This window comes from Nostoc sp. CALU 546 (assembly GCF_048836525.1).
Window position 1 is genome coordinate 1 of record NZ_JAWJTF010000019.1, and the last position, 13747, is coordinate 13747.

10 protein-coding genes are annotated in these 13747 nt (G+C 39.5%); 8 read left to right on the forward strand and 2 right to left on the reverse strand.

Going from position 1 to position 13747, the window contains the following annotated elements:
• The 8 genes from RRG12_RS12050 to RRG12_RS12085 all read left to right on the forward strand — a co-directional run.
• On the forward strand, positions 1–1761 hold a 1761-nt coding region (locus tag RRG12_RS12050), incomplete at its 5' end, for an acyltransferase domain-containing protein (RefSeq protein ID WP_420759436.1).
• A 129-nt stretch (positions 1762–1890) separates the two neighbouring features.
• A complete protein-coding gene (locus RRG12_RS12055) occupies positions 1891–5985 on the forward strand; it encodes an amino acid adenylation domain-containing protein (protein ID WP_420759437.1) in 4095 nt (1364 codons plus the stop codon).
• Between the two features lie 267 nt (positions 5986–6252).
• Positions 6253–7632 (forward strand): cytochrome P450, encoded by a 1380-nt coding sequence (locus RRG12_RS12060; protein ID WP_420759438.1) that lies wholly within the window; start codon positions 6253–6255, stop codon positions 7630–7632.
• A gap of 44 nt (positions 7633–7676) precedes the next feature.
• Positions 7677–8558, forward strand: coding sequence for an SDR family oxidoreductase (locus RRG12_RS12065; RefSeq protein ID WP_420759439.1), 882 nt, complete (start codon positions 7677–7679; stop codon positions 8556–8558).
• A 5-nt stretch (positions 8559–8563) separates the two neighbouring features.
• The gene (locus tag RRG12_RS12070) at positions 8564–9595 is read left to right on the forward strand and encodes a sucrase ferredoxin (protein WP_420759440.1); all 1032 of its coding nucleotides are present in this window, start codon (positions 8564–8566) and stop codon (positions 9593–9595) included.
• 25 nt (positions 9596–9620) lie between these two features.
• Positions 9621–11006: an MATE family efflux transporter gene (locus RRG12_RS12075; protein ID WP_420759441.1), complete on the forward strand. Its 1386-nt coding sequence runs from the start codon at positions 9621–9623 to the stop codon at positions 11004–11006.
• Positions 11007–11125: 119 nt separating this feature from the next.
• Complete coding sequence (locus RRG12_RS12080) at positions 11126–11350, forward strand: MbtH family protein (protein WP_069069354.1); 225 nt, start codon at positions 11126–11128, stop codon at positions 11348–11350.
• Between the two features lie 191 nt (positions 11351–11541).
• Positions 11542–12405: an oxidoreductase gene (locus RRG12_RS12085; RefSeq protein WP_420759442.1), complete on the forward strand. Its 864-nt coding sequence runs from the start codon at positions 11542–11544 to the stop codon at positions 12403–12405.
• A 457-nt stretch (positions 12406–12862) separates the two neighbouring features.
• On the opposite strand, the gene RRG12_RS12090 is transcribed toward RRG12_RS12085, so the two are convergent.
• Complete coding sequence (locus tag RRG12_RS12090) at positions 12863–13081, reverse strand: hypothetical protein (protein ID WP_420759443.1); 219 nt, start codon at positions 13079–13081, stop codon at positions 12863–12865.
• Between the two features lie 207 nt (positions 13082–13288).
• Positions 13289–13717 (reverse strand): hypothetical protein, encoded by a 429-nt coding sequence (locus RRG12_RS12095; protein WP_420759444.1) that lies wholly within the window; start codon positions 13715–13717, stop codon positions 13289–13291.
• Positions 13718–13747: the final 30 nt, after the last annotated feature.

Consider the following 13747-nt stretch of genomic DNA (forward strand, 5'->3'; position numbering starts at 1 on the left):
GGGGCAGGGGGGCAGGGGAGCAGAGGGGCAGGGGAACAGGGGAGAAAGTATCAATTGTTGGTAGTTTCTGCCAAAACTAACACAGCTTTAGAAACAGCTACAGCTAATCTAGTCAGGCATCTTCAAGAACATCCTCAAATTAACCTCGCAGATGTCGCTTACACCCTACAAGTTGGTCGTCAAGCATTTGAACATCGGCGTATATTAGTATGTTGTAACCAAAACGATGCGGTGGAAGCATTAACCAGCCAAAATCCGCAACGTGTATTTACCTACCACCACAAACCCAGTCACCGTCCAGTTATCTTCATGTTTTCTGGACAAGGGACGCAATATGTCAACATGGCGCGGGAACTCTACGAAGTTGAAACTACTTTCAAAACACATGTTGATACTTGCGCCGAGATTCTTCAGCAACACCTAAATCTTGACATCCGCCAGATACTTTTTCAAGACGAAACAAAAGTTACCGAACAACTACAACAAACCGCCCTCACTCAACCAGGATTATTTGTGATTGAATATGCCCTAGCTCAATTATGGATGGAATGGGGCGTACATCCAGAAGCAATGATTGGGCATAGCATCGGGGAATATGTCGCTGCAACCATTGCGGGTGTCTTTTCTCTCGAAGATGCTTTGGCTATAGTTGCCACCAGGGGACGACTGATGCAACAGTTACCCACAGGTAGTATGTTAGCAATTCCACTACCAGTAGAAAATTTGCGATCGCTGTTAACTGATGATACGCAAATTGCTGCGGTTAACAGCCCCTCTTCTTGTGTGGTTTCTGGTAAGAGTGAAGCTATAACTGCACTGCACAATCAATTATTACTCCAAGGAATTGAATGTCGAATGTTGCACACATCTCACGCTTTTCATAGTGAAATGATGCAACCGATTGTGCCAGAGTTTGTTGAGGTTGTAAATCAGGTAAAACTGAATGTGCCAAGTATTCGCTTTATTTCCAATGTGACTGGGACTTGGATTAGTGATAGTGATGCGACTAATCCCAGCTATTGGGGTGAACATTTGCGCCAGACTGTGCGTTTTTCTGATGGTATATCGCAACTTTTGCAATTTGAGGGTGTTTTCTTGGAGGTGGGACCGGGACGGACGTTAACTACTTTTACAAAACAGCATTTACAATCTGATTTTAAACAACTGGTGGTGAATTGTTTACGCCATGTTAAGGAAGAACAATCTGATTTTGCTTATTTATTGCAAGCTTTAGGTCGGTTGTGGTTGTTTGGTGTTGAGATTGATTGGTCTGGATTTTATATTCATCAACAACCTTTGCGTTTGCCTTTGCCTACTTATCCTTTTGAACGTCAACGTTATTGGATTGATGCAAAATCATCATCACCTTCTTTTAGTAGCGAACCAATCGTATTACATGAGGAACCTTCTAGTCAATTAGATTCATCCTATTCCTATTTCAGACCTAATATCAGTAATTCCTATGTTGCTCCGACTAATGAGTTGGAAAAACAAGTAACTGAAATATGGCAAGAAGTTATTGGAATTGCACAAGTTGGTATTTACGATAACTTCTATGAGTTGGGAGGAGATTCTCTCATTGCAACTCAACTAGTTTCTCGATTGCGAGCCAAGTTTCCAGTAGAGTTACCACTCCGTGACCTGTTAGTGCAAGCTATGATACCAGCTAAACAGGCAGAAATGATTGAACAACTTCTTCTAGAGAAGATTGAAGAATTATCGGAAGAACAGGTTGCTGTTCTTTTGGCTGGTGCATCGTAGTCTTTGAAGACGCGATAAATCGCGTCTCTACATGAGCGATAAATCGCTTCTCTACATGAGGTTTTTGTTGCTCGTTCTGAACTGTCTTTATGTATAAATTACTTAAAAAATATCAAATAATTGTTAGCAATGGAACAACAATACTCTAATTTAACCCCAGCTAAAAAAGCCCTTCTAGAAAAATGGAAGGGAGGAAAATTTAAAGCTGATACTATTCCCAAACGTCAAGTATTTAATCATGTTCCTTTGTCTTTTTCTCAACAAAGGCTATGGTTTATTGACCAACTTTACCACGGGAGTTCTTTCTATAATATTCCGAGCGCTTTTCACTTACAGGGATTACTTAATATTAAAGCACTCCAGCAAAGTTTGAATGAAATTCTCAGGCGTCATGAAGTTTGGCGGACAAGTTTTATACTCGTCAATGGACAGCCAGTCCAGCATATTACACCAGATGTAACCTGGGAATTACCTATTATCAATCTTGAGCATTTATGTGGTGGAGATTGGGAAGAAGAGATTAAACAAATTGCAGCAGAGTCAGCAAAAAAAACTTTCAATTTAGCTAAAGAGTCTTTAGTCAAAGCGACTTTATTCCGCTTAGGTGAAAAAGAACATATTTTCCTTTTGACCATGCACCACATTATTACAGATGGTTGGTCTATTGGTGTGTTTTTGAAAGAGTTGGCAACGTTGTATGCAGCATTCTCAACAAATCAGCCGAATCCCTTATCGGAACTTCCTATCCAGTATGCAGATTTTGCAGTTTGGCAACGCGATCGCTTGCAAGGTGATTTGCTCAAAACTCAACTCAATTACTGGAAGCAACAACTAAGTGGCGAATTACCCATATTACAGTTACCTACAGATCGTCCACGACCTACTGTTACTACTTTTACTGGTGCTAAACAATACTTTACATTCTCTAAAAGTCTGACAGATGCACTCAATCAATTAAGTCAGCGAGAAGATGCCACTTTGTTTATGACTTTGCTGGCAGCATTTAACATCTTGTTATATCACTACACCAACCAAGAAGACATCCTCATCGGTTCTCCAATTGCCAACCGCAATCGAGCCGAATTAGAAAAGATGCTGGGTTTATTTGTGAATACTTTGGTGTTGCGTAATAATCTTAGTGGTAATCCCAGTTTCCGCGAACTTTTACATCGCGTGCGTGAAGTGACACTTGATGCTTATGCACATCAAGATTTGCCTTTCGAGATGCTTGTAGAAGAATTGCAACCTGAGCGAGACTTAAGCCGGAATCCACTTTATGAAGTGATGTTTGTCCTGCAAAATACACCAATGTCTGTGCAGGAAATTTCTGGTTTAACTTTGCGTACTTTGGAGTTCGATAGTGGTACGGCTCAACTAGATATTTTTCTGTCGTTGTCTGAATCTCCAGAGGGATTGGCAGGGTGTTTAGAGTACAACACTGATATTTTTGATTCAGCTACAATTACTCAATTTATTAGACATTTTCAGACGTTATTAGAAAATATTATTGATAATCAAGAGCAGCCTATTTCAGAATTATCATTATTAACTGCAAAAGAGCGATCGCAAGTTTTATTTGACTGGAATCAGACTCATGCAGATTATCCCCACGATGCATCTATTCATCAACTCTTTGAGGAACAAGTCAAGCGATCGCCTGATGCATTAGCCTTAATTAGTCAGTCTGAACAATTATCTTATCGTCAACTCAACCAAAGGGTTAATCAACTTGCTCATTATTTACAAAAACTGGGTGTCACAACAGAAACCCTTGTAGCGATATGTCTAGAACGCTCACCAGAAATGGTTGTAGGAATTTTAGCTATTCTCAAAGCTGGCGGTGCATACATTCCTCTTGATCCTAATTATCCTCTAGAGCGCTTGAGTTTCATGCTTTCTGACTCCCAAGCTGCGGTGTTAATCACTCAACAAGAAATATTAACAAAGCTACCTGAATCTTCAGCTAAAATTATTTGCTTGGATATTCACGAACACGAAATTGCTCAAGAAAGTCTAGAAAACCCCATTAACACTGCAAAAGCCGAGAGTCTTGCTTACATTATCTATACTTCCGGCTCTACTGGGACTCCTAAAGGTGTTCTTGGCACTCATCGCGGTACTGTCAATGGCTTGCACTGGCTGTGGAAAACCTATCCCTTTACCCCAGGAGAAGTTTGTTGTCAGAAGACAGCTATTAGCTTTGTAGATTCGGTATGGGAAATTTTTGCTCCTTTGCTTCAGGGAATTGCTACTGTGATTATCAGTAATGCAACTGTCAAAGAACCGCAGCTATTTATTCAAACTTTAGCAGATAACAAAGTGACGCGAATTATACTTGTTCCCTCACTGCTGCGCTTACTTTTGGATACTTACAGTCATCTTACTAGAAATTTATCGCAACTCAAACTTTGGATAGCTAGTGGAGAAGCACTATCTTTGGAGTTAGTTCAAACTTTCCAAACAGTAGTGCCATTTGCCAAACTGATCAATCTTTATGGCTCATCAGAAGTTTCTGCTAATGTTACTTATTACGATACTAGTTTATTACCAGATAATTTAAATAGTGTTCCCATTGGTCGCCCGATTGATAATACTCTAGTATATGTGTTGAACAAACATTTACAATTAACACCACCAGGAATTATTGGTGAACTTTATACAGGTGGAGATGGATTAGCCAAAGGATATTTACATCGTCCAGAATTAAATCAAGAAAGATTTATTGATCACCCATTTATTCCAGGAAAAAAACTTTATAAAACAGGCGACTTAGCGCGTTACCTCAGCGATGGTAATCTTGAGTATTTTGGTCGTCGTGATGACCAAGTAAAAATTCGTGGCTTTCGAGTGGAACTGGGAGAAATTGCCGCTGCGATCGCACAACACAAAGATGTGCGAGAATGTATCATTATTGTCCACGATGCTCCTGAAGGCGATCGCCGTTTGATTGCATATTTAGTCACAGATAATCAAGATATTGCAGCACAGCTATTGCCTGATTTGCAACAAAAGCTGCCAAGTTACATGATACCTGCTACTTTTGTGGTATTAGATGCGCTCCCCCTTACACCCAATGGCAAAGTAGATAAGCAAGCTCTTTCCACGGATAAGATTATCCACTCAAATATTAGGCAATCATTTGTTGCTCCCCGTAATTTTACAGAGTTAGCTTTGGTGAAAATTTGGGAAAATCTCCTAAATAGCAACCCTATTGGAGTCACAGATAACTTTTTTGACTTGGGTGGTCACTCATTTTTAGCTGTACGTTTAATGGCTCAAATTCAGGACAAATTTGGGCACAATCTACCTTTGTCTACTTTATTTGAAAACCCAACAATTGAAAAACTAGCGATTATTGTCACTCAGCCATACCGTGAGGGTTCTGCTTCTCCTTTAGTAGCAATTCAACCTTCTGGTTCCAAGATTCCTTTCTTCTGTATACATGGCGCTGGTGGAGCTATTAATAACTACTTTAACTTGTCTAGAAGGCTAGGCGAAGAATACCCATTTTATGGTTTAGAACATACCCTTGGACAAGAAGAACCAGAAATTATTTCTGTAGAGGAAACCGCAACTCGCTACCTCAAAGAAATTCGTCAAGTACAACCACACGGCCCTTATCTTTTAGGAGGTTTTTGTTATGGTGGTGTAGTTGCTTTTGAAATAGCCCAACAACTGCAAAGGCAAGGTCAAACAGTGGGTTTGTTAGTTGTTATCGATGCCATATTACCAAAAACAGCTATTAAACCCACAGATGATGATGATGCTAAGTTCTTACTCCGCATTGCTGAATCAATCAAAACCGATAATAATATCGATTTTTCCCTTCCTTTTGAAGAACTTCGGGATTTATCACTAAAAGAGCAACTGCATTTAGTTAATAAAAAAGCTAATTTTATTTTTAGTGATGCAGAAATTCAAGATTTTATCCAACATTACAAACTTTTCAAAGTCCATGTCCAAGCCATGCGAGATTATATCCCGCAGATTTATCCCCACCAAACGACTCTTTTTAGAGCTAGCGAGGAAATTATTCATGATTTTGAAAGTCCAGAATTTCAGACTAACGATCCTTTATTAGGTTGGGGTAAATATTCCCGTCTACCTATTGAAGTTGTGGAAATTCCAGGAGATCATTTCTCAATTTTTGTCGAACCTCAGATTCAGGAACTAGCTAAACAATTGAGAATCTATATCGATAATGCCTTGGATAATGTATTATAGACGAATGGCACTAATAAAAGCCCAAAGGCTTGTGTAATCTCGTTCCCAGCCTCCAGGCTGGGAATGCATTCATTGAGTCTCTGACTCAATGTCTATGGAGGCATCAGCCATTCCCATGCTCTGCATGGGAACGAGAGAAATAGGAAATCGAACTTTTTTCGACTTGTGTGTACACCGTAGCCGTAGAAGCTGAGAAACATTCAGAGCAAGGGCTGTATCTTTTCTTAGCGCCACTCTATTTATAGACAACAGGAGTCAAGAAGACTGATGAAACTACCTCCAGGGCCGAAAACCCCCTCCTGGCTACTCAATCTCCAATTTGAGACTGACCCTTTTGGCTATATGGATTCTATATCCCAAAGCTATGGTGACATTGTTACCATCATACTGGGTTCTACACCGATAGTTTACGTTAGTAATCCCTTGGGGATAAAGGAGATTTTTACTAATACTAAAGAAATTACAGCTAGGGGTGAATTAAACCAAGATTTCGCATTTCTGACAGGAAACCAAGGAATTTTGCAACTTGATGGCTTGTGCCACAAACATCGTCGCAAGCTTTTAATGCAAGCTTTTCACGGAGATCGAATGCAAGCCTGTGGGCGGCGTATTTGCGAACTTACAGAAAAAATTATGAGTTCATTGGCTTTCGCCAAACATTTCGTCGCCTACCCCACTATTGAAGATATCACCCTGCGCGTAGGTATAGAGGTGGTGATGGGATTGCGTGAGGGAGAACGTTATGAAAAAATCAAGTATTTATTCGCTGAAATTATTAAATATCAACAATCAATTCTTTACCAACTGATGATGAAGTTACCCTTTCTCCCAAAGGGTTTAGATCGGTGGAGTCCCAGAAGATACCTACTTCATCTGCGGGAGGAACTTTTTAGTTTGCTAGAGACTGAAGTTCAAGAACGTCGTCAGCAAGCAGATTCCTCACGCACTGATATGCTCAACGATCTGATATTTGCTCGTGATGAAGCAGGTGAAGCATTAAGCGATGAAGAAATACGTGACCTCCTATTATCGCCCATATTCGCAGCCCAAGATGCATCGGCAACTGCGATCGCTTGGGCTTTATATTGGATTCACCGTTTACCTGTAGTTAAAGAAAAACTGCTGCAAGAACTCGATAACCTTGGTGAACATCCAGATCCCATGCATATCGTTGCACTACCTTACCTTAGTGCTGTTTGTAATGAAGCTTTGCGAATTTACCCAACTCAATTATTTGCCTTTCCCAGGTTGGTAGAGTCGCCAGTTGAAATTATGGGCTATGAATTGAGTCCAGGAACAGTACTAATTGGTAATATTTATCGGACACATCAGCGAGAAGATTTATACCCACAGCCGCAACAATTTCAACCAGAACGCTTTTTGAAAAAGCAATTCTCTCCTTATGAATTTTTGCCCTTTGGCGGCGGTACTCGTGTTTGTATTGGCGGAAGTTTTGCCTTATTTGAAATGAAGCTTGTATTAGCAACAATTCTTTCCAACTATCAACTCACCTTAGTTGACAAGCGACCAGAAAAACCAAAATTCGGCGGTCTAATTTCTTACCCAGCTAGTGGCGTAAAAATGTTCATGCATGGTCGGCGGCAGCATCAAGGACAGTCAAAACCACTTGTTGCTGGCTTACTTTAGTCTCTAGCAATTGCAAATAAATATCTATTATGGAGGTAACAAATATGACTCTAAGTAAAAAAGGTGCTGTGCTAATTACAGGGACATCATCAGGTTTAGGTCGAGCCGCTGCGCTGACGCTAGATAAACAAGGATATCGCGTCTTTGCCGGAGTCCGTACAGAAAAAGATGCAGAATCATTAAAACATGATGCATCTGGTAATTTAACTCCAATTATCCTAGACATCACAAAAGCCGAACAGATTCAATCTGCTCTAGACTTTGTTTCATTAGCAACCGACGATGAAGGATTATTTGCTTTGATAAATAACGCTGTTGCAGTAGTACACGGGCCATTGGAGTGTGTTCCCATTGAGGATGTGAGATGGTTATTTGAAGTCAATGTGACTGGTTATATTGCCGTTACCCAAGCATTCTTACCATTGCTTCGTAAAGCTAAAGGTCGGATTATCAATATTAGTGCTGTTGGTGGCAGAGTAGCTACACCATATTTTGGACACTTGTCTGCTTCCAAGTTTGCGTTGGAATCCCTTACAGATTGTTGGCGAATGGAATTGCGTTCTAGCCAAATTGAAGTTCTTTCTATCCTAGCAGGATCATTTAACACAGAAGTACATGAAAAAGTAGAGGCAAGCTATCAGAAAACCTTAGCTAATATGTCACCTGAAGCCAAAGCCATATATGGTAAAAATCAAAGAATACATAAAGAACTTACTGTAGAAGGCAATCGCAATGGAATGCCATCTGAAAAAGTCGTAGAGGCAATCTTAGAAGCCTTAGAAGCTCGCAAGCCCAAAAGACAATATTTTGTCACACCATCCAAATGGGAAACTAGACTACTTTTCCTCTACAAAAGATTATTTTCCCATGAGCATTTTTATGAAAAATTTTATGGGTTGCTACAAAAAAATATGGGATGGGATTAAATATTATGCAGACCCAACAAACCGACCAGTTTTCCCTAAAAGATTGTCGTTTCTGCTCGTTGGTTTCTCAAGCTAATAAAGAAGACCCAATTGGAACAGCAGGTACTTGCGACTATTGGCTAATTATGGAACTTCCTCAGCCTTGGTCTGCAAACATTTTTCAGGAAGATCCGCAAATAAAGCCTCTGATAGGTCTATTCCAAGAGTTAATCGGGAAGCATGGAATCAAACTAAGACCGATGTTGATTGCTCGCGATCGCGATTATTCTATCCCAAGATTTACCCGTGTCCTATATTATTACCGTCCCGCACAACAATTTTCTCAATTTGAAAAACAAGAGTTTCTTGTTCCAGAAGAGGAAGCAATTAATTTAGTCACAGCAATACTCCAACAATTAGTACAACAGCCCAACGATTTATCCAAGTTTCAGCAGTATCAGCAACAAACCAGTCACATCCGCGAACTTATGGTTTGTACTCACGCTCAAGTTGATCTTGCCTGTGGTAAATTTGGAACTCCTCTATATCGGCAATTACGCAAAGAATATGCACCTGCTGCTAATGGAAACTTAAGAGTCTGGCAAACAAATCACTTTGGTGGGCATCAGTTTGCACCTACTTTAGTTGACTTGCCTCAAGGGAGCTTATGGGGACATTTAAACCCTGAAGTTCTGGATTTACTAGTCAAACAAAATGCTTCAGTTTCTAAATTGCGTCAATACTATCGGGGTTGGGCAGGTATCACTAAATTTGAGCAAATCACAGAGCGGGAAATTTGGATGCAGTCAGACTGGACTTGGCGCAATTATTTGAAAGCTGGCAAAATACTGGACATAGAAAAAGTTACTCAAGATCAAGAGCCTAATTGGGCAGAAGTACGTATTGATTATGCAGCCCCTGATGGAAGTCTATCAGGTGCTTATGAAGCCAGAGTTGAAGTTTGTAGTGAAGTTATGAGTGCATTGAACTCAGCAACAGATATGGAATTACAAGCGGTGAAACAATATCGCGTCAGCCGTTTGGTCAAGATTGAGTAAACAGCAGCAAACCGAGAACTTAAAAATGACTTCACAACTACAGTCTCAAGTTACAAACGAAATCCTTCAAGGCAACCTTGTTAAATTGATGTTCAAGTTATCAATTCCTAGTACTTTGGGAATATTGATGTTTAGCTTGAACAATTTTCTTGACACTCTATTTGCAGGACAATTTATTGGTGAAACGGCTCTTGCAGGTATTACAATTGCACTGCCACTGATAGGTATAATAGAGGGCTTTTCTCTCTTAGTTGGTGTTGGTTCTGGTTCTGTTCTCAGTCGCGCTATTGGTTCTGGAGATATCAAAACTCAGTCCCAAATATTTGGCAACTTAATTGTAATGGGTATTGCATTCTCCCTAATTATTACCAGCATTGGGTACAGATTTGGTGAAGAGTTAATTATCTTCATGGGAGGAAGTGATGAAGTTGCTATTGCGGGTACAGAATATTTTAAAACTTATATACTGGGTTCAATATTTTATATGCTAGGGGGAGCTTCTAGCCAAATTATCAAATCAGAAGGTAAAATCAGATTATCTACAATATTTGACTTAAGTTTTGTTATAGTTAATATATTATTGAATATTTTATTTATTAGTGTTTTCCATTGGGGAATTCAAGGCATTGCTCTGGCTACAGTTATTGCAATGGCAGTGAATACAATCCTCAATTTAACTTATTTCATTTCTGGTAAAAGCTCTATTCCCGTTAATCCTAAAAAAATGGTGATGGCAATAGATTTACTACCTGCAATCTTATCAGTAGGAGTATCCGCACTACTTTTTCCAGTAATGGAATTAGTGCAAGGTTCGGTAATTTTTAAATCAATTTCTCTTTATGGTACACATCATGATCTTGCTTTTTTTGGGGCAACTACAAGAGTAGCTTCATTAGTATTTATCCCCATAGGTGGATTTGCACAGGCTTTACAACCTATTATTGGCATCAATGATGGAGCTAAAAATTATGACCGAATTAAGAAAGCTTATTTAACTTTTGCAATTATTGGTACTATTTTATTAATCTTAATTTGGTTACCTTTACAATTATCACCAACAGTTTTTTTAAAAATACTTTTGCCAGAGGTTAGTTTTACAAATTACGATGTAATAAATTTCCGACTTCTTTGTGTATTAACACCAATATGGCCTTTGGCATTATTTGGGAATACTTTATTTCAAGCTAGAGGTAAAGGTAAAACTGTGTTAACAGTTATTTTAATTAGAACTCTAGTTTTAAATGTGCCGATAATACTAATTTTTGCTAACTTTTGGAAAGTAAGGGGTATATATTATGGAATGATTTTAGCAGATATTTTATTTATGTTAATTGTGTTTATATTGACATTTGTAGAACTGAAAAATTTGTGCCACACAGAATTGAAAAAGGGATTGGGGATTGGGAATTAGGGACTGGGGATTGGGAAAATTGTTCGGGGATTCTGTTAGGCAAAACCTACGCAGTATTGCACCCCGTTGGTCTAACAGAAGTAAATCAAAAGTGATTTTTAACTAGAAGAGAAGAAATTATGTATCAAGATGACAAAGAAGAGACGACAATTTACAAAGTTGTGGTTAATCATGAAGAACAGTATTCAATTTGGCCAAGCGATCGCCAAAATCCTGCTGGCTGGAATGATGTTGGTAAAAATGGTCTTAAACAAGAATGTCTGGATTACATCAAAGAAGTTTGGACTGACATGAGGCCACTTAGTCTCCGGCAAAAAATGCAGGAAAGTGGGCATAACACTTAGAAAACTTTTGCACCTTGAGCAAAATTTGATAACTAGTAGTCTGCCAACCCAAAAATGCGCTTGTGAGGACTGGGAAAAGGGTAAAGGATTTAAACCCTTTCCCCCTTCCCCTTTACCCCGCCAAGTTTCCTTGGCGAACTACTAGCAACTCTAGTTAAAACTTAAAGCTTCCTAAAAATGGAGAATCTCTTATGGTAACTTCGTCTGTTTCTGAGTCACGAGTATGGTTTATCACTGGTACTTCCAGTGGTCTTGGTCAAGCGTTGGCAGAGATATTGTTGGAGAAGGGAGAGGCAGTTGTGCTAACAGCACGGAATCCACAGCAGGTTCAAAATTTAGCACTCAAGTTTCCAGAACGTGCCCTAGCAGTGCAACTAGATGTGACAAAACCTAAAGAAGTGCAAGAGGCAGTAAAACAGGCAATTGCTCACTTTGGACGCATTGATGTACTTGTCAACAATGCCGGATGTGAAGTTGCAGGAGCTTTGGAAGAAATTAGCGATGTAGAAGTTCGCCGTCTATTTGAAACAAACTTTTTTGGTGTCTTAGAAACGCTGCGGGCAGTACTACCTTATATGCGACAGCAACGTAGTGGACATATCCTAAATATTTCATCAATCGCTTGCTTTGCAGCAAGTCCTGGTGGTGGAATTTATGGCAGTAGCAAACTTGCACTAGAAGGAATTTCTGGTTCATTAGCTAATGAAGTTGCACCCTTTGGCATCAAAGTCACCATAGTTGAACCTGGGGGGCTGCGTACAGATTTTTTCAGTCGTTCTTTTGTTTTAACTGAAACTCAAATTGAGGACTATAAGCCTTTAATTAGTAATATCCACCAGCGTGTACAGGAGTTAGTTGGCAAGTTACCAGGAGATCCAAAGAAAGCAGCACTAGCAATAATTCAAGCTGTTGATAGTGATAACCCGCCAATGAGATTGGCATTAGGAGCAGATACAGTCGAAGCAATTGATGCTATGGTCACGTATATCAAAGAAGAAGTGGATGCTTGGAAAGAAATATCTTTGAATATTGCTTATGAAGAAGTTTTAGCATGAACTGACAGAAGCACCGCGCTTTAAACAACGGTGTTTGTCTTTGGGGGAAAACTTTTCTAGTTACTGTACGTTCGCTGATTTTGGTCTTGTGAGGGGGAATTATATCCCTCTTTTATCTCGTTCCTATGCTCTGCATAGGAATGCCTGATTAGAGGCTCTGCCTCTAGTCAGATATTGAGTCAGAGACTCAATGAATGCATTCCCAGTCGGAGACTGGGAACGAGGAAATGCTTATCAAGCTAGGTTTTTAGGACTTGTGTGTACACCGTAGCTTAATAAGGGGAAAACCGGAAAAACATCTATCAAAGTCCCCCAATTTATCGGGGGATTTAGGGGGATAAAGATATGTGCAACCTCACATTAAATTGGTATTACACAGCTTAAATTCCAGTTCATAAAGAAATTCAGTGTGCTGTGAATTATACATAATGTGGGAAAAATTTTGAACCATAAATGTCTATTGAACGTTTAATTCCTCTTGTACGTATGTATTGTTTTGATTTCCATTTTGTTCAGTGGAAGATGTGATCTCTTCCAAAATTTGAATTGCTCCACTAATCCGTAGTAAGGTATCCCGCAGATTTGCTTGTTTCATCTCTAAGTCTGCCATGAGTTTTTGTCCTGATACCAATTCTGCTTTGAGTTCAGCAAGGCGTTTTTCCAGTTGTTCTTTCATTATTTAATTATCCCTTTTTTCTCACTCTCGGAACACATTGAAGGAACACGAGTAAAAATTATTCAGAGAATGTTTGAAAAGTCTTTTTGTCAGGATCAAAAATTTTAGATCCTCCTAAATTGCCCGATAAATTGGGGGACTTTGATTTCGTCCCCCTTATCAGGCTACGGTGTACACACAAGTCTTAAAAACCTAGCTTGATAAGGGCTATGTTCCTTTAACTTTTAGATTCAGAGACATAAATGTACCACTACCGGAATATTGGGGGGTAACATCGGGTATGGGACTGGGTGCAGAGGGTTGTTGTGCGGGAACCATTACTTGAAATTTGGCTTTAAATGATGCCCCCTTAAGCAATACAGGTTTACCAGCAGATTTTGTCTTTTTAGCTTTTTGATTACCAGCAAGAGATTCAATCGAAAGTATCCCCACTCCAGGAATAGTATATTGGGGGGTTATATAACTACAACCAGGAACGATGACTTTTTTCTCGTCGCCATCTACACAGACTACTTTCTGGTTAATTTTATCCTTGCCTGTGCCAATTAAATCTCCTGGACGCACGGTGACAATGGCTTGTCCAAAAGCGGGGTTAAACATGGCTTTATCGCCAGTGATGAGAATGAGGTCAGCCATAGAGTCATATTGAGTTTAAAATTTATTTTG